The sequence below is a fragment of the Scytonema sp. HK-05 genome, assembly GCF_963872035.1.
GTDB lineage: Bacteria > Cyanobacteriota > Cyanobacteriia > Cyanobacteriales > Nostocaceae > Kalymmatonema.
Genome location: NZ_CAWMYC010000165.1, coordinates 16350 through 38023, shown reverse-complemented (window position 1 = coordinate 38023; position 21674 = coordinate 16350). Strand labels below are relative to the sequence as shown.

The 21674-nt window shown below is 43.8% G+C and carries 24 protein-coding genes and 1 pseudogene; 16 read left to right on the top strand and 9 right to left on the bottom strand.

The window, feature by feature from the left end; genetic code table 11:
- On the top strand, positions 1-200 hold a 200-nt coding region (locus AACT52_RS38430), incomplete at its 5' end, for a hypothetical protein (protein WP_233154169.1).
- Positions 201-226: 26 nt separating this feature from the next.
- On the opposite strand, the gene AACT52_RS38425 is transcribed toward AACT52_RS38430, so the two are convergent.
- Positions 227-526: an RNA recognition motif domain-containing protein gene (locus tag AACT52_RS38425; protein ID WP_073635511.1), complete on the bottom strand. Its 300-nt coding sequence runs from the start codon at positions 524-526 to the stop codon at positions 227-229.
- Positions 527-719: 193 nt separating this feature from the next.
- Positions 720-1958, bottom strand: coding sequence for a PucR family transcriptional regulator (locus tag AACT52_RS38420; protein WP_073635510.1), 1239 nt, complete (start codon positions 1956-1958; stop codon positions 720-722).
- A 600-nt stretch (positions 1959-2558) separates the two neighbouring features.
- On the opposite strand from AACT52_RS38420, the gene AACT52_RS38415 reads away from it, so the two are divergent.
- Positions 2559-3341 carry an SDR family oxidoreductase gene (locus AACT52_RS38415; RefSeq protein WP_073635509.1) on the top strand — a complete coding sequence of 261 codons (783 nt, stop codon included), beginning with the start codon at positions 2559-2561 and terminating at the stop codon, positions 3339-3341.
- A gap of 115 nt (positions 3342-3456) precedes the next feature.
- On the opposite strand, the gene AACT52_RS38410 is transcribed toward AACT52_RS38415, so the two are convergent.
- Positions 3457-3876: a hypothetical protein gene (locus AACT52_RS38410; RefSeq protein ID WP_337251788.1), complete on the bottom strand. Its 420-nt coding sequence runs from the start codon at positions 3874-3876 to the stop codon at positions 3457-3459.
- Here AACT52_RS38410 and AACT52_RS38405 point away from each other — a divergent pair.
- Together AACT52_RS38405 and AACT52_RS38400 are read left to right on the top strand one after the other, a co-directional pair.
- Positions 3857-4186 carry a hypothetical protein gene (locus AACT52_RS38405; RefSeq protein ID WP_073635507.1) on the top strand — a complete coding sequence of 110 codons (330 nt, stop codon included), beginning with the start codon at positions 3857-3859 and terminating at the stop codon, positions 4184-4186. The two genes, AACT52_RS38410 and AACT52_RS38405, sit on opposite strands and share 20 nt — an antisense overlap.
- 411 nt (positions 4187-4597) lie before the next feature.
- Positions 4598-6223, top strand: coding sequence for a TAXI family TRAP transporter solute-binding subunit (locus AACT52_RS38400; protein WP_083630754.1), 1626 nt, complete (start codon positions 4598-4600; stop codon positions 6221-6223).
- A 6-nt stretch (positions 6224-6229) separates the two neighbouring features.
- Here AACT52_RS38400 and AACT52_RS38395 read toward each other — a convergent pair whose 3' ends face one another.
- On the bottom strand, positions 6230-7762 hold the full coding sequence (locus AACT52_RS38395) for a YifB family Mg chelatase-like AAA ATPase (RefSeq protein ID WP_073635506.1): 1533 nt from the start codon (positions 7760-7762) through the stop codon (positions 6230-6232).
- A 66-nt stretch (positions 7763-7828) separates the two neighbouring features.
- Here AACT52_RS38395 and AACT52_RS38390 point away from each other — a divergent pair, with 66 nt between their 5' ends.
- A complete protein-coding gene (locus AACT52_RS38390; protein WP_073635505.1) occupies positions 7829-8179 on the top strand; it encodes a histidine triad nucleotide-binding protein in 351 nt (116 codons plus the stop codon).
- A 230-nt stretch (positions 8180-8409) separates the two neighbouring features.
- Positions 8410-9492: a photosystem II q(b) protein gene (gene psbA / locus AACT52_RS38385; protein ID WP_073635504.1), complete on the top strand. Its 1083-nt coding sequence runs from the start codon at positions 8410-8412 to the stop codon at positions 9490-9492.
- 235 nt (positions 9493-9727) lie between these two features.
- Here psbA and AACT52_RS38380 read toward each other — a convergent pair whose 3' ends face one another.
- A complete protein-coding gene (locus tag AACT52_RS38380) occupies positions 9728-10606 on the bottom strand; it encodes a hypothetical protein (RefSeq protein ID WP_073635503.1) in 879 nt (292 codons plus the stop codon).
- A 481-nt stretch (positions 10607-11087) separates the two neighbouring features.
- On the opposite strand from AACT52_RS38380, the gene recR reads away from it, so the two are divergent.
- The 4 genes and pseudogenes from recR (at position 11088) to AACT52_RS38365 (ending at position 13557) form a co-directional block, all read left to right on the top strand.
- Positions 11088-11645: a recombination mediator RecR gene (recR, locus tag AACT52_RS38375; protein ID WP_233154170.1), complete on the top strand. Its 558-nt coding sequence runs from the start codon at positions 11088-11090 to the stop codon at positions 11643-11645.
- Positions 11646-11715: 70 nt separating this feature from the next.
- The gene (locus tag AACT52_RS41655) at positions 11716-11901 is read left to right on the top strand and encodes a MerR family DNA-binding transcriptional regulator (RefSeq protein WP_073635500.1); all 186 of its coding nucleotides are present in this window, start codon (positions 11716-11718) and stop codon (positions 11899-11901) included.
- Positions 11902-11968: 67 nt separating this feature from the next.
- Positions 11969-12211: pseudogene (locus AACT52_RS38370) on the top strand (FAD-dependent oxidoreductase); the annotation flags it as partial.
- A 152-nt stretch (positions 12212-12363) separates the two neighbouring features.
- Positions 12364-13557: an anion transporter gene (locus AACT52_RS38365; protein WP_073635499.1), complete on the top strand. Its 1194-nt coding sequence runs from the start codon at positions 12364-12366 to the stop codon at positions 13555-13557.
- 92 nt (positions 13558-13649) lie between these two features.
- On the opposite strand, the gene AACT52_RS38360 is transcribed toward AACT52_RS38365, so the two are convergent.
- Positions 13650-13814 (bottom strand): hypothetical protein, encoded by a 165-nt coding sequence (locus AACT52_RS38360; protein WP_158054950.1) that lies wholly within the window; start codon positions 13812-13814, stop codon positions 13650-13652.
- Positions 13815-13839: 25 nt separating this feature from the next.
- Positions 13840-14235 (bottom strand): hypothetical protein, encoded by a 396-nt coding sequence (locus tag AACT52_RS38355; protein ID WP_073635498.1) that lies wholly within the window; start codon positions 14233-14235, stop codon positions 13840-13842.
- A 544-nt stretch (positions 14236-14779) separates the two neighbouring features.
- On the opposite strand from AACT52_RS38355, the gene AACT52_RS38350 reads away from it, so the two are divergent.
- A complete protein-coding gene (locus AACT52_RS38350; RefSeq protein WP_073635497.1) occupies positions 14780-15001 on the top strand; it encodes a hypothetical protein in 222 nt (73 codons plus the stop codon).
- A 124-nt stretch (positions 15002-15125) separates the two neighbouring features.
- Here the strand turns inward: AACT52_RS38350 and AACT52_RS38345 are convergent, their stop codons facing one another.
- Positions 15126-16253, bottom strand: a complete 1128-nt coding sequence (locus tag AACT52_RS38345) for an RNA-guided endonuclease InsQ/TnpB family protein (protein ID WP_073635496.1) — start codon at positions 16251-16253, stop codon at positions 15126-15128.
- A gap of 339 nt (positions 16254-16592) precedes the next feature.
- Between AACT52_RS38345 and AACT52_RS38340 the strand changes: the two genes are divergently transcribed.
- On the top strand, positions 16593-17018 hold the full coding sequence (locus AACT52_RS38340) for a hypothetical protein (RefSeq protein ID WP_073635495.1): 426 nt from the start codon (positions 16593-16595) through the stop codon (positions 17016-17018).
- 169 nt (positions 17019-17187) lie between these two features.
- Entirely contained in the window at positions 17188-18234 is a 1047-nt protein-coding gene (locus AACT52_RS38335; protein WP_073635494.1) for a S66 peptidase family protein, read from the top strand.
- A 499-nt stretch (positions 18235-18733) separates the two neighbouring features.
- Here the strand turns inward: AACT52_RS38335 and AACT52_RS38330 are convergent, their stop codons facing one another.
- The gene (locus AACT52_RS38330; protein ID WP_073635493.1) at positions 18734-18994 is read right to left on the bottom strand and encodes a hypothetical protein; all 261 of its coding nucleotides are present in this window, start codon (positions 18992-18994) and stop codon (positions 18734-18736) included.
- A 762-nt stretch (positions 18995-19756) separates the two neighbouring features.
- Between AACT52_RS38330 and AACT52_RS38325 the strand changes: the two genes are divergently transcribed.
- From AACT52_RS38325 to AACT52_RS38315, 3 genes are all read left to right on the top strand, one after another.
- Positions 19757-20464 (top strand): alpha/beta hydrolase, encoded by a 708-nt coding sequence (locus AACT52_RS38325; RefSeq protein WP_073635492.1) that lies wholly within the window; start codon positions 19757-19759, stop codon positions 20462-20464.
- Between the two features lie 480 nt (positions 20465-20944).
- The gene (locus AACT52_RS38320; RefSeq protein WP_073635491.1) at positions 20945-21199 is read left to right on the top strand and encodes a hypothetical protein; all 255 of its coding nucleotides are present in this window, start codon (positions 20945-20947) and stop codon (positions 21197-21199) included.
- A 128-nt stretch (positions 21200-21327) separates the two neighbouring features.
- Positions 21328-21582 (top strand): hypothetical protein, encoded by a 255-nt coding sequence (locus AACT52_RS38315; RefSeq protein WP_073635490.1) that lies wholly within the window; start codon positions 21328-21330, stop codon positions 21580-21582.
- Positions 21583-21674 lie beyond the last annotated feature (92 nt).

Sequence of the window (21674 nt, the reverse complement as noted above, 5' to 3'; positions counted from 1 at the left end):
AGCTTGCCCATATTTACGGATTTATGCCTAGATATGCTTCGGTTTTTAGAAGCGGTAGTACTCCAAATTATTGTGTTGTAACACTTACATTTGTAAAGTCATGTAACAGATTAAAAAAATGCAACATTAAGAAGGGATTTGTTGGCAAAAACGAACCCACCCAGATGGGAATCTGGGTGGGTTCAAGAGAAGTTATTTAAGAGCAATAGGGTTTAGTCTATTTCGCTTAGTAGCGGTTACGGAAGCTGTTGTTGCCTCGGTTACCACTAAACGAACCTCTATCTTCCCTGGGTTTAGCCTTATTTACTTTAAGGTCACGACCCATCCATTCAGCGCCATCAAGAGCTTCAATGGCAGCTGATTCTTCAGCTTCTGTACCCATTTCCACAAAACCAAAGCCGCGTAGACGACCTGTTTCACGGTCAGTAGGTAGCTGAATACGTTTTACAGAACCATATTCTGCAAAAACAGCATTCAGATCATCTTGTGTAACTTCGTAAGAGAGGTTACCTACATAAAGTGACATAGATTATCTCCAAAATCATAAGTGTGTAGAGATTTAGATTTCGGAGAGGAGCCTGTAAATACCAAAAGGAAAAAGCCTGTCAATACTAAAAACAAACGAAGTCGCCGAATTAATTCTCACTTCTAATCATAACATCGCAGCCCAGTATTAGGGGGCGAGCTTGAAAACTTGTTACAAAACGTTATATTAACAATCACCGCAGTCTCCGCATGAGCAAAGCCAAACGAATCTGCACCGCGTCATCAAAGCGGCGTGGGTCTAGTCCAGTGAGCGAGGTAATCTTATCTAATCGGTAACTCAGAGTATTGCGGTGAATCGACAGCCGATTTGCTGTGGAAGAGGGACAGCAGTCTTCAGAAAAGAATGTATCTAAGGTTGTGAGCAATTCCGGTTCGTGGTTGAGAGGACTCAATAGATATGTTGCTAATTCGATTTTTGTCTGCTCATCCGCAACCCCAATAAAAGCTGCAATTCCCAATCTATCTAGGCAATGTACTTGATTGCGATCGCGAAAGCGGCACCCCAAAGACAAAGCTGCCCGTGCATCCTGGTATGATTGGGCAAGTCCGCGCATTCCTGGGTGATAGCGACCAATGCCAATGCTAATCGATGCGTCGGTATCAGCTCGTAACCTTGATAATAAAGCCTCTGCCGCCCGCTTTAGCGCTGTGAGATTTGCCCAAGAAGAACTACACTGGTCTGGAACATCGCCACGATTTGCCCAACTCCCCAAGTTTTTCGTATCGCTTGCTTTAAGGACAGCCACCTCGCCATCACCGAGATAAGCGCAAATTGTATCGTTAGGCAGATGGAAAAAGCTGACAACACTGCCAATGACTAAAGTAGCCCGTCGCCGTATTTGCGCCTCTGCTAAAGAGGAGGTGGCGACGCGGGGACGCAGTGACGCTGAGACATTCTCCAAGTCTTCATCAGAGACTCCATTTCCTAAAATGTAATCGGCAGCATCGATTAAAATCACTGCACGGGGTGGTGTTAAATCTAAGCCTAGAAGTTTACTATGGTGTAGGACAGTTGCCTCGTCATCTATTAAACCGTTAAGTAAGTCGTAGATAAACTTATTCTTTAAGTGATGTTGGTTAGGCAAAGCATCAATGACTGCTGTTTGATTAACTACCAGTTCCACGATGACCTGTGCTAAGCGAGGAGAAATTTCCTCACCATTGTCAGGTTTGCCAATAATCACTTCACCTACTTGTGTATCAAAATAAATCGGCACTCGTAGGTAATCAAAAGTGAGTTGTCCACAGATATGGTTGAAGGAAAGGCCAACAAGCTTGCGATCGCTACTGGCAATTGCTATTGAATGTTGGTCAATTACAAAAACTGCCGCGCACAATAGCTGCGCCACCCTTTGCGCCACTATTTTGGCAACTCGCTCAAATTGTGCAGTGGTAGTTAATAAAGCTGTCATTTATTTCTTATATCCAGGGAAGTGCAATTGCTGTCATATCGAAAGCAGTATCGAAGAGACATCACGGTAGCGTCATCACCGAAAATCAAAGAGCTGAAGCCCCTAAATTCTATTTATGGGGATGAGTTTGACTCTAAATTTATTCAGAGTCAAACTCATCCCTAATTCTCGTTTCCGAGATACCCCATTTCTGGGTAATCGTAGACTGCAAAATGTTTAGAGACGGCTGACTCCAAGCGACACTAGCTTAACTCCCTTAAACTTGTTTAATTGCTTGGTTCCAGAGCTACAAACTGGCAAGCATTTGTAGGTGGGACTTATAGCACTTTCTCTAAACGTAGTCCAGTAAAGGACTGAAGCTGGTCAGGTTGCGTTAACTGCAGAGCCAACGAATTTATTCGTGGGGTTTGCACTCAACTAGGAGTCCCTGACTCTTACGACAGACAAGTTAAAGCGTATTTTAAATCACACAGTATTGCTTGTCCTCTGTCTAATGATTTATGCAATTAGACAGAGAAAATCTTTATGCCAGTAGCAGTATGAATCAAAACTCAAGTTTATGTTAAACAACTGTTAGTTAAAAAAATAAAAATATTTTTTATGCAACTAGCAGGTAAAGTGGCTCTAATAACAGGAGCAGGTTCAGGTATAGCTAAAGCGACAGCAAAATTGTTTGCAAAACAAGGAGCAAAAGTTGCTGCTTTGGGGCGGACAAAGGAAGAACTAGAAGACACTGTTGCTGAAATTCAAAATGATAATGGTGAAGCAATACCGCTAGTTGCCGATATTTCTCATCCGGAAGAAATGCAACAAGTCACCCAGCAAATAGTGGACAAGTGGGGACGTTTGGATATTGTGTTTGCCAACGCCGGTATTAATGGCGTATGGGCACCTATCGAGGAATTGGCACCCGAAGAGTGGGATAAAACAATCAATGTCAATTTAAAAGGAACATTTCTCACAGTAAAATACGCTGTGCCTTATTTGAAAAAGCAGGGAGGTTCTGTGATTATCACCTCATCTGTCAACGGTACGCGTATTTTTAGTAACACTGGCGCTACTGCTTATTCTTGCACAAAAGCGGCACAAGTGGCTTTCACAAAAATGGTGGCTTTGGAGCTAGCTAAACACCGCATTCGTGTTAACGTAATTTGCCCTGGTGCCATTGAAACAAATATTAACGAAAGCACTCAAAGACGGGATTTAGAAAGCGTTCAAGAACCTGTTGAGTTTCCTGAAGGGCACATTCCTTTGACTGATGGCAAACCAGGAACGTCCGAGCAGGTAGCACAATTAGTTCTCTTTTTAGCATCAGATGCTTCCAGCCACATTACTGGTACCGAAGTTTGGATTGATGGGGGAGAATCTTTATTGAAAGCTTAGAAAGAGATGACCTGTAGAGCGACAAATTATTTGTCACTGCTCTTCTATTGTACTTTGGCTACCGGAAATAGCAGTAGCTTAATTGTGGGTTTTCATCTCGCCATGATATTAGCTATTAGCTAGATGATTCATGATAATTGATTGTTCCCGATCCACTAACGTTTTTGATACTGCTGTTTGATATGTTAAATAAGTTACTAAATGGTGAAATATCTTCCGGTTTATCTTGTTTTTGCTCCTGCTGAGAACTAGTTTGACTTTCAGCAGGAGGTTTCGCTCTAATTTTGAGAATTGGAGTCAGTGACTCTGGAATGCCTGCTAGTTGAATGGCGATGCGCCCAAGCTCATAAGCGTCTTCAATGGATAGTTCATTCCCCAGCCCTTGATAAAATGCTCCTGCAAACTTGATGGCAGCGCGATCGCCAATAGCTTGATTCATACCAATGACATCGTCAATATGTTGGTGAATTGCCACCAACCAAGCTGAGGCGATAAAAGAATTCAGCAAACGTCCATTGGGGAACAGTTTCTTCATTACTGGCAGTACGATAACTAACCTGGCAGGCTCTGGGCAAATTGAATATAATGAAGCCGCCGATCAAGTTCGCAACATCGTTGCCAATAGTTCCGATCAAGTGCAAGTCACAACCACCGTGCGGAATTTCCTAACTCAACTACAAGGGCAGAGTGTTGCTACTACAGCAGGAACTCAGGCGGAACTGATTAAGCAAGTGCTTCTGAGCGAGGCAGACAAAGATCCTATCTTCAAACAGCTTCTTGTTCTGCAAGGTCAGCAACTGGTGGATGCGACGCAAGAGGGACCAATTACCACTGCTATCCTATGAGCGATCGCACAACTCCATTGACTTCGTTTGTCCGGTATACCCATCAAAATGTTCTTCGGCTCACAGGATCACAACCATCATGATTTCATTTTGTGCGAATAATTAACAGGCTTTAAAGTCAACAAGGCTTCTGACGTTTCGTCATTTTAGCAAAAGGTAAAAAACAATGTGGGCATTCTCCTTGCTTGCAATCAGCAGGAATTGCGAATGCTGTTTCACAGTTAGGGATGCTCCCAGTAAAGACATAGTTTTACTGCCTACTTAAATTATTAATTAATGTTGCAAACTGTTAACCTTTGGCGTAATCTCAATAAATGAAACTGAAGAAGACTTGAAGAGAATGATTTCGACAGCTGGTCTTTATCTATAAAATTCTTTCAACATAACAACGCCATAAAGGCTAGTAATGAGATGATACCGGAACTATCTGGCAAGCGAACCTGGGCAAATCTACCGAAAAATATTATATCAAAGTGTGCTCAATATCTCCATTGTCCGAAAGCTGTTGTCCTTTTGCTCAATGGTTTAGCAGGGGGAGTCATAGTAACTTTGAGCAGTTGCAGTTCGCAGCCAAGTAGCGTCACTCTCTCTAGTGGCATTACTGGTAGTTACTACAATCGCCTAGGTGAGCAAATTAATCAATCTACCAAGGATACCGTAAAACTCTCTGTTAAAAATATCAAATCGCAAGGCTCTCAGCAAAACTTAAAACGCTTGCTTAATCGCCAAGTCGATTTCGCTATAGTACAGTTGGATGTTGCCAATGAGGCAATGCGCCAAGAAAAGGTCGAAGCAGTTGCGATTCTGGCAAACGAATATGTCCACATTATTACCCGCCAAGATTCTAGCTTAAAAACGTTCGCTGACCTTCAAGGAAAGCGAGTTGCTGTTGGCACTCCTGGTAGCGGGATGAGCTTCACTGCTGACCGATTGCTTAAAGCAGATAAAATAACTGTTCAACCAGATTACTCTAGTTTTGATGAAGCATTCAAGAAACTGAAATTTCGACAAGTGGATGCAGTTATTTATGTAGGAAGTCTGGGTGCTAGTCAAAATCTACGGCAAGAATTTCTAAACAATCCTGACTTAAGGCTGCTTCCTATCGAACCTGCATTAATCAACCAGTTGACTGTTTTCGACCCCGGTTCCTATCAAGGTGCAGAGCTACCTACCGGAACTTATACATCGCGTCCACCGATTCCAGACCGAAACTTACTGACCCTCTCAACTCCTACCGTGTTGGTGACTCACCCTAACATGAATCGGCAGAAGGTTGCACTGGTTACCTGGTCTATTCTCTTTACTGCGCGTACTTATTCCCCGTTCTATCCTGCACTGCAAAACGAAGAGCCTAAAAATCTACTGAGAAAAGGGCTGTTTTACATCCACCCAGCAGCAGAGGAGGTGTTTGAACAAGGTGATCCCCGCATGGCGCTGATGCATTATTGGGAAAGTAACAGTGACTTGCAGGCTGGAGTTTTTATTTTGGGCAGCAGCAGCATACTAGGATTAGTGTTGCGACAGTGGCACAGACAACGGTCTAAGAAAATGGTGACCACAACTGCCAACCGGATTAATGAGCTCAAATCACTGTTGCCAGACCACCCCCAACAGGCATTGGATGGTATCGAAGACCTCAGCCAAGAGCATCGGCTGATGTTTGTTGAGGGTGCAGTGACAACGGAAGTCTACGAGCAGCTGCGGCACAAAACACAGACTTTTACAGATCAGTGTCGTAGACTCCTAGAGCAGCAGCGCAAAAAATTTGTTATGGAAACTCTCCTGCTACTTGATGAATGGCAGGCAACGTTGCAGACAGATCCAGAAGCCGCATTACAAAAGCTGAGTTATATTAAGCAGCAGTATCGACATATGCTGCTATCAGATCAGGTTGACATTGATGCATATATGGAACTGATGCAGCTCACCCTAATTTCGTTGATGACACTGGTGCCAAAACATTCTCAAAATGGCACAAATTCTTCAAAATATGACCAAACACTCAAAGTTAATTCAAATCATTCGGTCGAACCCTAACATATTTTATTGCATTCTATCGATTGTGCGATACTGAATTGCTTCAGCAACGTGGTTGGTTTTCAGTTCATCATCCCCTGCTAAATCTGCAATGGTTCGTGCTACTTTAAGAATGCGATCGCTTGCCCTTGCCGACAAACCCAATTTTCTAATTGCCCCTTCCAATAGGTTGCGACTGCTATCATCTAGCTTGCACCATTTCTGAAGATGACGACTCTGCATTTGGGCATTGCAAGATAGATTTTGTTCATTTTTAAATCTACTCGATGCGTAGTCTCGTGCCTGTTGTACCCGTTCCCTGACAGTTGCTGATGATTCTCCTGTAGGTTGTTGGGTAATCTCCTCTGGTTTGAGGCGATTCACTGCAACTTGCAAATCAATTCTATCCATCAAAGGTCCGGAAAGCTTTGCCCAATATTGCTCTCTCTGCCTTGGCGAACAAGTACATTGCGCTATCGTATCTCCGTAATAGCCGCAAGCACACGGATTGGTACTGGCAACCAAAGTAAACTGAGCAGGAAACATCACAGATTGTTTAGTCCTAGAAATCGTTACGTAGCCATCTTCCAAAGGCTGACGCAAAAATTCTAAAACATCTCTTTTAAATTCTGTTAACTCATCTAGGAAAAGTATACCTTTATGTGATAAAGAAATTTCACCAGGACGGGGAAAGCTACCGCCACCGACAAGAGAAGGACCAGATGCTGAGTGGTGGGGACTGCGGAAAGGGCGATCGCGCACCAATGATCCTCTATTCTTCAATAACCCAGCTACCGAGTGGATACGAGTGACTTCCAAAGCTTCTGAGAATGACAATGCAGGTAAAATACCAGGCAAACGTCGCGCCAGCATAGTTTTGCCACTTCCAGGCGGTCCTACAAATATTAAGTTATGTCCACCAGCAGCTGCAATTTCTAAAGCACGACGAGCATGAGCCTGTCCTTTCACATCCTGCAAATCTGCTGTTTGTAAAAACCCATCATGGCGCGTCTCTACAGCGCTGTCCAACTGCACAGGCTTGTAACGCTCTGGATGATTCAAAAAATCAGCCACATCAGACAAATTTTTGAAACCATAAACAGCTAATCCTTCGACCACAGCAGCTTCTTGTGCGTTATCAGCAGGAACCACTAAACCTACAATTCCCATCTTTTCGGCAGTAGCAGCGATAGGTAGGACACCTACAACTGGGCGCAAACTGCCATCAAGAGACACCTCACCCAAGAAAAGATAATCTCCCAACAAATGGGCACTGACTTGCTCAGAAGCCGCCAAAATCCCTACACTAATTGGCAAATCAAAACATGGGCCTTCCTTGCGTAAATCCGCAGGTGTCAAATTTATGACAATCTTTCGCATAGGAAAGGCAAAACCAGCATTTTTCAAGGTTGCCTTAACTCTTTCCCGTGCTTCCTGAACTGCTGCATCCGGAAGTCCCAAGACGACAATTCCCGGCAAACCTCCCGACACATCTACTTCAACGCCCACTTTTACAGCGTCGATGCCGACAATTGACGCACTCCAAACTCTGGCAAGCATGTGCTAAATATTTCATCAAGAACACTAAACCTATAGAATCTCTAGCAGATGAACAGGTAAATTGGCATGAGTGAAACCACAGAGACAATTTTCAGCAAAATCATTCGTCGGGAAATTCCAGCTGACATAGTCTATGAAGATGACTTAGCGCTGGCATTTAAAGACGTCAACCCCCAAGCTCCCGTTCACATCCTCGTGATTCCCAAAAAACCCATACCCAAATTAACTGATGCGGAATCTCAGGATGATGCCCTGCTTGGGCATCTTTTATTAACAGTTAAGCGAGTTGCCGAACAAGCTGGACTCACAAACGGCTATCGCCTTGTCATTAACACTGGTCCTGATGGTGGTCAAACTGTTTACCACTTGCATCTGCATATCCTGGGCGGACGGCAGATGACATGGCCCCCTGGTTGATGAAGAAATAGGAACCATCAGGCACGTAAGGGGTGCGTTACGCTTACGCGAATGCACCCTATGTTCATGTTCTACAAACAACTTGTGATATTGATAAGTAAAGCAAATCAATTAGATAATTAATACTTAATTAAAATATCTTTACAAATCTCAATAATGCCTTTAATGTAATAGACAGGTAGGCAAGAACACCTACACAAATCATAAAAAACTAAGCACTTATAAAGCAAATGACCACAACCTTACAGCGTCGCGAAAGCGCCAACGTTTGGGGTCGGTTCTGCGAGTGGATCACCAGCACCGAAAACCGCCTATACATCGGTTGGTTCGGCGTCCTCATGATCCCCACCTTGCTAGCCGCCACCACCTGCTTCATCATCGCCTTCGTAGCAGCACCTCCCGTTGACATCGATGGTATCCGTGAGCCTGTTGCAGGTTCATTGGTATACGGCAACAACATCATCTCTGGTGCAGTTGTTCCTTCTTCCAACGCTATTGGTTTGCACTTCTACCCCATCTGGGAAGCAGCTTCCTTAGATGAGTGGTTGTACAACGGTGGTCCATACCAGTTGGTAGTATTCCACTTCCTGATAGGCGTATTCTGCTACTTGGGTCGTGAGTGGGAATTGTCCTACCGCTTGGGTATGCGTCCTTGGATCTGCGTAGCATTCTCTGCTCCCGTAGCAGCAGCAACTGCAGTGTTCTTGATCTACCCCATCGGACAAGGTTCCTTCTCTGACGGTATGCCTTTGGGTATCTCTGGTACATTCAACTTCATGTTGGTGTTCCAAGCAGAGCACAACATCCTAATGCACCCCTTCCACCAACTCGGTGTAGCAGGTGTATTCGGTGGAAGCTTGTTCAGTGCAATGCACGGTTCTTTGGTAACCTCTTCCTTGGTTCGTGAAACAACCGAAACCGAATCTCAAAACTACGGTTACAAATTCGGTCAAGAAGAAGAAACCTACAACATCGTTGCAGCCCACGGCTACTTCGGTCGCTTGATCTTCCAATACGCTTCATTCAACAACAGCCGCAGCTTGCACTTCTTCCTGGCTGCATGGCCTGTAATCGGAATCTGGTTCACCGCACTGGGCGTAAGCACCATGGCGTTCAACCTCAACGGTTTCAACTTCAACTCCAGTGTGATTGACTCTCAAGGTCGTGTAATCGGCACTTGGGCGGACATCCTCAACCGCGCTAACCTGGGTATGGAAGTAATGCACGAGCGTAACGCTCACAACTTCCCTCTAGACTTGGCTGCAACTGAAGTTGCTCCTGTTGCTTTGAGCGCTCCTGCTATCAACGGCTAATTCTCAAGCTTAGCTAATCAAAAACGCCCTCCTTATGGAGGGCGTTTTTGTTTTGAACTGTATTGGTAAAAGCACTAAACTGAAGTTCCCCCTTTTTATGTGTTTGCCTTGTCTAACAAGGCTTTCAGGGGTTTTTTACCCCAAAAAGTTCTAAAGTCTCACCAACTTAAGTTGAGCAGCGGCAGATAACCTGGAACAGAGGCAATTGTCTAAATACCGTCTGATGCAGCAGGGGTTAGGCTCCAAATTCTGCATCCAAGGTTATATCGACTATAGGAACTTCTTTCTTTACCGTCTGATCGTGTTTGTCTTTTACTTTGAATTTAATGACTGATTTAGTTTTACTGATGATCTCAAAGCAATATTGTCTATCAGCAAATTCTATCTCTACCTCTGGAGGAATTCTCATCGGTACTGCACATATAATTTTATAAATCCCTTCTTTGTTTGGCGAATAAATAATTAGATCACGAGTGTTTTGTAATTTTTGATGAAACAAGACCAATGCACAATCGCAATCAATAATTTGTTCCTCATATAGTCCCTTTTGAGGAGTTAAAAATACAAAATGATTTTCGATTTCATTAGGAAGATTGGTTCTCGGCTCGGATACCTCTAACAAAAAACAAAATAAATTCTCATATCGTATCGCGATATGTGTTGATTCAATCTTGGCGTTCCATGGAGCAATAGAAAATGTAAACTGTATTTTTTTCTTATCATCGGCAATGTCAATAACAAAATCTTCGATAGTCAATTCTCCATCAAAGGGATCAAGGCGATTCACCGCAGGAACGATGTAAGAAGCAACTAAGTTAAGCTTTGTAATGTTTGATAGTGGCTCAAAATAGGCTGATGGCTCATGGACATTGTGGTATCGCACGCAACCGCTAGAGTGATAGGAGATTTTCTTTCTCTTTTCCCTATTTTTCTCAAGGTTGCAGCACTCTGGCTCTCTTTGGTTAGAGGAATATCTAATGTATTCATAGCTGTGTCCCTCTCTTTGGAGAGTAATATAGAAAGAGCCATCGGAGTCTTCTAACTGATAGGTGACAAACTTATAAACTACTCCCTTATATGAGAGGTAAATTTTTCTGCTTGTGTTTCTAGCCATAAATATACAGTTGTGAACCTAACGGAACAGTTGAGCTTAGTTCCTTTATGGAGGCTGAGGCTTCGTGTTCTTAGTACATGATAGTAGAGGCTAGCGAAGCAGTTGGCTTTCTAGTAGTTTTCTTAGGGCTGGAGCATTGGAATTCACCCATAGCTGTATGGATGCCCTTTCCTGGAGGTGCATATAAGCAAATGCCAGAAGTCTTGAATTTTCGCGTAAAATCCTTACCAATATTTAAGGATCATCTATCTAGTCCTCAATCTGTATACTTGGGACTCCAACTGTTTCTCCAATATTTCTTTGATTAGCTGTTTACTCTCTGTGCTCGCCCACAGACAAACGAACTTAACCCTGATCACCCCATCAAGAATCTCGAAGTAGCGTCCAAAATCCTGTAAGAATGGCATCATAGTTAAGGTACGAACATACTGGAGACAAGACAACGGTTTACGCACGCCCTTTAGCACGGTTAATTGAACAACTGCAACGCTTACCTGGGGTTGGTCCAAAAACTGCTCAGCGGCTAGCATTGCATATTTTAAAGCGACCAGAAGCAGAAGTAGAGGCTCTGGCGCAAGCCCTGATTGAGGCAAAAAAACAGGTAGGTTTGTGTACTGTTTGCTTTCACTTATCTTCTGAACCAGTTTGTGAACTCTGCCGCAACCCAAATCGGGACAACACCACTATATGTGTGGTGGCGGATTCCCGTGATGTGATTGCCTTGGAAAAAACTCGTGAGTTTAAGGGCAAGTATCATGTCTTAGGTGGGGTGATTTCCCCGATAGATGGTATTGGTCCAGAACAGTTAACAGTTCAGGCTTTGGTGCGGCGGGTGAGTCAGCAAAAGCCTGAAGAAGTGATTATGGCAATTAGTCCAAGTATTGAAGGTGAGACAACGACACTGTATGTCGGTCAACTACTGAAGCCATTTACCAAGGTGACACGGATTGCTTTTGGTTTACCTGTGGGTGGGGATTTGGAGTACGCTGATGAGGTGACTTTGGCAAGAGCCTTGGAAGGTCGCCGAGAGCTAAATTAAATAGTCAAAAAGTTTGTTAAACTTACTTATACTTATTTAGTATGAGTAAGTTTTTCTGTGGTAGGAGAATTTGCATGCGCTGGTCGGCGTTTCTACATCTACGCTGCGTCCATGGGAAAGCGAGAATCGAGTGATACCAGAAAGAACTTTGGGGAATCAGCGGGTTTACACCGAAAAGCATAACCGCGCAAGTGAAGAATTTGAAAGAAGGAAGCGTTGCTGTGAATGCAGTTATTTATTGCCGAGTTTCGTCTAGCAACCAGTTGGATTAGTTATTAGCCAAGGACTAAAGACTCATGGCTAAAAATAAATCTAAAAATCAATGCACGATTCCCTTTAGTGTATTACACAAGTTGGAATTGAGCGGCTTTGATGATGATAAACTTGATTCGATTCACAACACTGTTTACTGTCCTGGAACGAAAGTTGCCTTTCACACTCGCGAGTCCTTTTGGGATAAACAAGGTATCAAAGGTGGTGCTTCAGAGAGCGGTGAAGGTGTACGTCAAACATACTACCCCTCGGTGAAGTTCAACAACGAGCATGGTAGCGTAATGCTGGCTAATGGGGCATTTCTGATGCTAGCAGCGATCGCAGTTGTGGCTTGCGCGGTTTTCTGGTTCCTAGTGCCTGAAACCAAACATCATCAGGTACGCTCAACTACTGAATTTGCTTCATCTAGAAGATACTAAGTAAGTAGGGAATAGGAAGTGGGTAGATGACAATTCTACGATATCTTTTGATTGCACTGACTTACATCGGCTTGGGACTCGGCTATCTACCTGGATTGCGAATGAATCGGGCAACCATTGCTTTGGTGGGCGCAGCTGGGCTGATGGCATTAGGGGTGCTGGATCTAAAAGCGGCGTGGGCGGCGATCGATTACAAAACCTTGATCTTCTTGTTTGGCATGATGGTCATTAGTGCCAACCTGGCTGCTTCCGGCTTCTTTCAACTGGCACTCGATTACGTAACTCGATTTGTCAGCAGTCCTTTGGGTCTGCTGGTAGTCTTAACCTTCGGCAGTGGTATCCTCTCCGCACTGTTTCTTAATGATACCATTGCCCTAATCCTGACTCCGCTAGTTTTGAGCCTAACTCAGTCGCTGCAACTTAACCCTGTTCCCTATCTGTTGGCACTGGCAGGAGCCACTAACTTGGGCTCGGTAGCAACGATTAGTGGCAATCCTCAAAACATCCTGATTGGCTCGTTTTCTGGCATCAGTTATCTAGAGTTTGGCAAAGCCCTCACCCCAGTGGCACTGTCTAGCCTGGCGATCCAAGTGGGATTGCTGTGGTGGTTGTATCCAGAAGTGCGAGCAACAAAAGCGTGTCTGTCCGCGCCGCCCAAACGCTATCGTCTGTTTAAGCCCCTCCTGACAAAGAGTCTGCTGATTATCGGAGGTTTGCTAGTAGCATTCTTGATTGGCTTTGAACCAGCCGAAGCGACCCTCATCGCCGCCGGGCTGTTGTTCATCACCCGCCGCGTCAAACCAGAACGCTTTTTGCAAAAGGTGGATTGGGACTTACTGGTCATGTTCTCTGGGCTATTTGTACTGACCCAAGGGGTACAAAAGTTGGGTTTGCTAAACTGGTTCTCGAACTTCGTCCACACGCCAATCAGCATTTTAGGGGTGACAACGCTGCTGTCCAACTTAGTCTCAAATGTCCCCGCAGTACTGCTGCTGCACCATCTGATTCCCCATCCAGATACACGCACCTGGTTACTGCTAGCGGCAGCATCGACACTAGCAGGAAACCTGACGCTCTTGGGTTCGGTGGCAAATTTGATTGTGGCGGAAGCCGTGGCAAAGCAAGGGCATCGGTTGACTTTTTGGGAACATTTGCGGTTTGGGTTGCCGTTAACGGCAATTACTTTAGTCCTTGCTTACTTGTGGATTTACAGATTTTGAAGCAGGAAGAGCGAATGCAAGAGTTGCTGTTACGCGGTGTCAACACAGAGAAAAAAGGCAAGGGTGAGTTTTCGAGTTTTTTGACGAGGTAGTCAATAAAGTGATTGGGTTCGCCACTGCCCCGAATCGCGATGGCGCAGAGCGCCTGCCTCTTCTTTGGCGATCGCCTGCCTTCCAACTTTCAGATCTTTTGGATGTTGCCGTAGCGGAAAAATCTGACGGACACTAAACAAAGAAACCTGGTTTCTCAGAGCCACCGGGTTTCTTTCACTGTGCACACAATCAATACCAACCGCATTGTGATGTGTTGTATGGCTTATATTCGTTGGGAACGACGTGTTTCTGACCAGAAAAGTCCCTCCCGTAATAACCGTCATCAAAACCACGAGCAAACTCACCACCAGCAGTACGCGGCTTGTACGTGTTTCCTTTTCTGGCACTCTGTTGTCCTTGCCGATACCCATCAGCGTAGGCTTGAGGATGATACCCTGGGTCTTCGTCAACAGTCCAGTTCGTCACAGGATAGCAGTAGCTTATTGGACCTCTATAAAACGGATAGTTTCTATATAGAGGATAGGGATAGTAACGTCGAGGGTGAGCTTGAGCTGGCTGGTTGTTGACTAGAAAACCAGTAGCAGTGGCTAAAGCTACTAAACTAGCAGTAATAATCTTTTTCATAGTTGCGGTCTCCAGAGTTCATTAACTCCTGGTACTTTTAAGATATCGTTTCAAATCTTTAGACGACATCACCTGAGAGGATGACCGACTAGTCGATTTTTGAAAAATTTTCAGCATGACAACAGTTGCCACTAGCACTATCCGTTACTGGTAATACCAAATACATTTAGAAACAATCAGTAATGCTGCAACTTAATTCTTTATTTACCTATATTTTTCATCAAGTTGAAGCTAACTGACAGCTTTCAAGAAAGCAGTTGACTAAAATCAATAGGAATAATTTAAAGTACTTATTGAGTGAATACTGTACTATTATTCCAATAATACCCTAGACACTCAGTAACCTTTTATCTATTGTTTTTTTGTGGTTTAATTCTCATCAAATCTAGTCAGCCCAACACTCCTAACCCTTTTGATTTCCCTGCACCTGCCAAAAGTTAAAGTCTTTATATAATTGGATTTAAGCCTTGTGATAGTGTATTTTTCATCACAGAGGAGTTTAGGCTGATACTATATTCACTTCACCACTTTAGAGGAAATAGCTATGCCAGGTGGTCATGCAAGTCATAAAGGTACTGGTGACAAACCCAACGTCAACGCAAGCGGTCAGATTAATTTGTCAGCTGCAGACAAATCAGCAGATCCTGAGGATATTCTGCAAGAAGGCATTTTGACAAATACGACCAGAACTCAAGAATTTGTGGATTTTCCTCCTGCTCTCGAACGCCCTAGTGAGGAAGCACAAACTGGGAACGAAGAGGAATAAGAGTTTTGGTAGTTCAAAGCCAGACTTCAAGTCTTGGCGCTTTGCTTGCCTCTTACCCTACTTCTTAGGTAGCGTAGCAGACTTTGACATACTCCCCGCCCTACAAGGGACGGGGATTCTAGGCTCAAACAGCAATTGCAGGCACAGCCCGTCTTACATCGCCTAACCCAGCGTTTTTGTTGCCCCAACTGCACAAATATTCGCGCGCTGCGTTTTCGTCCCTTCCGTTTACTGATTGACAGGACGGACAACGCCACTCCCTGACTGACAAATCAAGGCTTTCTAGAACGTGCTCACAATTAAAGCAAGTCTTACTAGACGGATACCATTGATCTATAAATATGACTTGCTTGCCTTTCTTTTTGGCAATCCACTCTAAAATTTGTAGAAATTCCCCAAAGGCTAGGTCTGATATTTTGCGTCCCCAAAGACGTTGCATTCCTTTGAGGTTGAGTGTTTCAAAACATAACACATCAAACTTGTTGGTTAGCTCATGAGCAAGTTTCCAAAACCAGTCACGTCTACGTAGGGAAACATCTTCATGTTTGCGTACCAAATTCTTTCTGGCTCGCTCCCGGTTGGATGAACCTTTTAGCTTTTTCGAGTGTTGCTTACTCGCTTTCTTAATGGTGTTGAGGGACTGTTTAAGAAATTGGGGAGATTCAATACTGGAGCTATCAGAACAAGTGAGAAATGTTTTCAACCCAAAATCAAATCCAGCAATTTTACCCGTCTCAAATTTGATTTCTCGCTTAACTACATCGTCAACTACAACAACCATAAACAACTCACCCAATGGTGTGCGCTTGATGGTTAGTGTTTTGACCGTTCCCTCTATTTGTGTTGACTTCCAAAATTGATAAACCCGATTTCCAATCTTGACCCTATTGCCACCTAAAAACTTATACCCTGCTTGCTTTAGGGTGAATGATTTGTACTTCTTAACTTTCTTGAACCCCGGTGGACGAACCCCCTTCTTGTTGTGTTTAAAAAACAATTGGTATGCTTTCTCGATGCGTTGACAGATATCCTGTACTGCTTGAGAACCCACTGATTGCCAAGACGGGTTACGTTTCCGCAATTTGGCTATATGAGACTGAAGTTTTGTGCAACTCAAGTGTTTACCCCACATCTTATAGTACCGACTCGGAAGGGCAATGCAATGGTTATAGATTACCCCAGAAGCGTTAATCATTCGCTTGAGGTATCTATTCCGTTTGTGTGAGTACAGCTTAAACTTCAATGTTTTCATGCTACTATCGTACACAAGAAATCCGTACAATAGTATGAAGAAACGATGCTTATTTTAGAGTAGAAGAATACGAACTTCAAATCCTTGAAGACTACTGCTCCGAAGTTGGTAGAACAAAAACTGATGTACGCGCGAGAACTGATTAGAAGCCTGAAGACAAAGAGAAAGCCGTCAAACGAAGGACGGGGCTTTAGACCCAATTTTTCGGTAAAAAAAATTATCCGGATTACCAACTGAGGGGATAGTCTACCCTAGTTAGAAAAGCTGTTTGGACAGGGTTAATGTTAATGCAACCCTCGGAACCAAACACTGCCTCTCTAAGGTACAGGAGATGACACCGTGAGTAGTCTGGGCAAGAAAAGATTAGAAGCTGCTTTAGCGATCGCCTCTTACGCTGTTGGTAGCGGTGCTGCTTCCGCCGCGCCAACTCCGGGCGTGGAAATTCCCAAGCAGTTGATTTTAACTGCTTCTGATATCCTAATGTACACCAATATCTGGAAAATCTATTTTGAGGAAGATTTATCCAGTAAAGGAGTTCTAGAAATGCTGGCAGAGGTGGGTATAGTTGTCGTTGCAGCAACGGGGACAGCTTATATTGTTGCCAAAGGAACTACAGCTCTATTAAATGAAATTACAGATTGGTTAGGACCAATGGGATGGGGCGTCTCGGCTGCAATATCAAGTTCCCTAACAGGTATGTTTGGAAGTATGTGGGCATTATATTGCGATCGCCTTTACTCCCAAAAAGAGTCTCAACCCGCTTAAGAGTGTGTAGCGCCCTCGCGATGGCGCAGAGCGCCCGCTTCGCGAACGCAAAAAGATTCAGATTCCCGACTTCTTAAAGAAGTCGGGAATCTTGTTGTTCACCAATGATTTACGATTGCTTATTGCATGGTGGTTTAATTATCCTTACTTTCCATAGCAAAAATTTCTAATGATTAACCGCCGTAACCTTCTCATAGCTTTAGCCGCTACCTCTTGGGTATTCGCCTCTGAGCAAAATTTGGTAAGAGCAGCTAGTCATAAACCATTATTGAAACCTAAGCGTTTGCAGCCAGGATCTGTTGTGGGAATTGTCAGTCCTGCTGGTGCGACATTTATCCGCGAAGAACTTAATATTGTAATAGATGCAGTCAAGGGATTGGGACTTGTCCCCCGACTCGCACCTCATCTACTTGAAAGGTATGGTTATTTAGCAGGCAAAGATAAAGACCGTGCTGCTGATATTAACCAGTTTTTTAGTGATTCCTCTGTAGCCGCCATTTTACCGATTCGCGGTGGGTGGGGATGTAGCCGGATGTTGCCTTACCTAGATTACCAGCGCATCCGCCAAAATCCCAAAATTCTGGTTGGTTTCAGTGATATAACAGCTTTAATTCTCGGATTGAATGCTCAGACGAACCTAGTCACATTTCATGGTCCCAACGGACTAAGTTCTTGGAGAACTACCCAAACAGATTATTTTCGCCGCGTTTTGTTTAGTGGTGAAACTGTGACTTTTCAAAACCAAAAAGATGGCGACGATTCTGACCGTCTGATGCAGGTGAAGTACCGGGTACAAACTATTACTTCTGGTAAAGCAAAAGGCAGGCTCATTGGTGGAAATCTTTCGGTTTTGTCGGCTATTGTAGGTTCTCCCTACTTACCTAATTTGAATGGTGCAATTCTATTTTTGGAAGATACCCATGAAAATATTTATCGCATTGACCGCATGATGACTCACTTAAAAATTGCGGGTTTATTTGACAAATTAGCTGGCTTTGTTTTTGGACAATGTTCTGATTGTTCGCCGGACGCTGACTACGCTTCTCTCACTCTCGAAGAAGTCTTATGGGATCATATCAAACCGCTGGGCATTCCTGCATACAACGGTGCGATGATTGGTCATATCGAAAATGTGTTGACACTACCGATTGGTTTACAGGTGGAAATCGATGCTGACGCTGGGACGATTCGGATGTTAGAACCTGCGGTGCAATAATAAACCTCTTACAATAGTCAAATTTATGAAAATGAAACCACAGATTAACACAGATGCACACAGATAATTCATCTGTGTTAATCTGTGTGCATCTGTGGTTCTAAATATCTATTAATCACACTTTTGTAACAAGTCTAGTGTATCGGATATACGTCACCCCTTCTCAAGAGCGGAGACGCTGCGCGAACGCGAGTGCGTGCGCTTTGCGCTTACGGGGAAGTCAAAAGTCACGCATTCACGCATTCAAAAGTGAAGACCCCACGGATGAATCCAGGGGCTTGAATAAAGTTGATCCGCATTTTTTCTTCTCCAGAAATAAATTTCGGGGCTTGTATCCTTTTCTTTTTCGGTCAATTTAATAAAGGCTCCGTCAGGATTGATGAAGATTCTTGTTTGTTCATCCGGTTTAATTTCTTCATTTTCTTTGTGCCTTTTTACTTAGATAGCCCCACTATTTTATTAAAAATAGTGGGGCTTCTGCTGTAGAGACAATGAATTCTCACAGATGAGCAACCAAAGTCCTAGCTTCGTTCATAGAATAATCTGATTGTACAAACTTCTTAAGTTCTTCTCTTAATTCAGTTGAGAGGCAACTTAAAGCGCTACCCTGCCATCCTCTTGTTCCTTGATATTCTAGATTTCCGCAGTACATATCTCCTTTATGAATATGCCATCCCCAGGTTGCTGGAATCACTTCATATCCAGTCAGAGTTTGAGTCAGGTATAGCGTAATTTGCTCAAGGTTTTGTCGAGTTTTCATAGCTGTTTAGAAATTGAACTTTTTTTGTAGAAATAACACAAATGAAGCAGAATGGCGCAAAATGAGCTAACCGTTTGCTTGGGAATTTACTCATGACCTTTACAGTCTTGGTAACGCCAAACGCAGCCAATACCAAAAAATGCGCTTGTCACCTTTAACAGCAGGAGGTCTTTGTTAAACTAGTGTTGGTTTGCATTGCCAGCATTTATTTAACAAATCTCAACGTTGCTTTATAGTTTGATAATAATTACTCTCGACACTAAAATTACCTGCCTATAGGTTTAACCTGTACGCAATCTAAAGGACGATTGGTATGCTAAAAAAGCAATTGCATCTCATCCAGATGAGGGGTAAGATAAGCAGAATGTCACCAGCCGCTAGTAATAGGTGAATATTGCTATCTGCCCTTCGCTATCGCTTGCGTTGGAGTTTTTTTCAGCCGTTTATGACAACCTGAAGAAATGAGTTTGCCTTCTTCAAAGCACCGCTCATAGGAGCTTCACACCCTAACTACACGTTGATTTAACATGAACCACCCCGCCAGATATATGAGACAAAGTTTCAAAGAGAGCTAACCTATGCATTGAGGTAGAAACATCCGCAAGTCAAAACAAGACAAGCGAGTGCATCGTGATCAGGCACAACAGTGGCATCTATCCAGAATTTACGCACCGGCATCTACTTGGCATTTGGATCGCAAGCATCACTGCGGCGATTTCGTCACTAGCATGTGCTATTAAGCGCAAATCGGGGAGTATATCGATGACAACAGACGAGAAAGACAGACAGGCAAACGCTTTTGGACGCTTACTCGCACGACCGACGCCGCAGTCACAAGCAGCAGCACCACCACTCGGTCTGCAATCACTGGGACTAGATGCCAAGCGCGACGCTCTCCTCTACGTCCCTGAAAGCTACCAAGCATCAAAACCTGCACCGTTGGTGTTGATGCTACATGGCGCGGGCGGCAATGCACAAGGTGGTCTAACTCCATTCCTAAAACTTGCTGATGCAGCTGGGGTTATCCTGCTTGCACCGTCATCTCGTCTCCAAACGTGGGATATACTGTTCGGACATTACGGTCCTGATATCACTTTTATCGACTCTGCGTTAGCAATCACGATGAGCCGCTACGCCATAGATGAGACACGCATTGCTGTTGAGGGCTTCTCTGATGGTGCCTCCTACGCACTTAGTATCGGTATCACGAATGGCGACTTGTTCACCCATGTCATAGCGTTTTCACCAGGGTTTATGGCACCGGCTTTGCAGCAAGGCAAGCCGCGCATCTTCATTTCACATGGTAAGTCGGACACCGTTCTGGCAATCAACCGATGCAGCCGCAAGATTGTGCCGCAGCTACAAAATGTTAGCTACGACGTGTTATATCAGGAGTTCAACGGTTCCCACACAGTCCCCCCAAATATTGCACAGTCTGCACTGACCTGGTTTACTGCTAGGCAGGATTGACGTTTCCCCGGCTTTTTGTCCAAATAAGGGAGTACCAAAAAATAAATTATCCATTATATACGGTGGGTTAGACGCACGACAGTTGAGGTTTTACATTCAGGACTTGCCGCAGCGCCGTAACCCACCATTGTTTGTGTCACTACAAATTGGATATTTTTTTAATTGGAAGTCCCTAAATGCAAGCGTTGTTTCGATAGCCCGGGGATTTTTGGTTTACTGACTCGGCTTAAAACTGTAGGCTTTCGCCAATTGCCCGCTTAAGACATTTTTATAAAAAAGCCAATAGTAGCAAGCATCCTAGCAATTTTTATGAGCAAAATTTAATGAGCGATCGCTCCTTGGCGCGGGCACGGAGTGCCCGGAGTGCTAAGAAGCGCATAAGTCAAATTCACCGACATTTATTGCCAATTAGAAGGAGAGCAAAGCAAGCTGAACCTTCAAATCCAACAATTTCAAAGAGCAATATTAGGAGCCAAACATATGACGACATACGACCCCAATTACTCTCCACAACCTTGCGAATTCACAATCCCTATCAAATTGAACGTACCCATCGAAATCGAGCCAAAACTATTGGTAAGAGCCCCGGGAACTGTTAGACAAAAAGTTCCTGTATATCTCGAACCCGATATCTATCTTGAACCAGAAGTGCAAGCACAACCACCCGTGTGTACTTTAAAGAATGGTTACAAGAAAGAATACTCACAAGAGCAACCAGTAGTACAACAATCATAAGCAATCTGAGGCACTTACTGAGTGCATAAGTCAAATTCAGCGACATTTATTGCCAATTAGAAGGAGAGCAAAGCAAGCTGAACCTTCAAATCCAACAATTTCAAAGAGCAATATTAGGAGCCAAACATATGACGACATACGACCCCAATTACTCTCCACAACCTTGCGAATTCACAATCCCTATCAAATTGAACGTACCCATCGAAATCGAGCCAAAACTATTGGTAAGAGCCCCCGGAACTGTTAGACAAAAAGTTCCTGTATATCTCGAACCCGATATTTACCTTGAACCAGAAGTGCAAGCACAACCACCCGTATGTACTTTAAAGAATGGTTACAAGAAAGAATACTCACAAGAGCAAACAGTAGTACAACAATCATAAGCAATCTGAGGCAATTATTGGATGCTATGATTCATCTTAGCTTCTGATTTTGACTCACAATTTGCCAGTTTTAGGAAGCCTTTAACTACCCT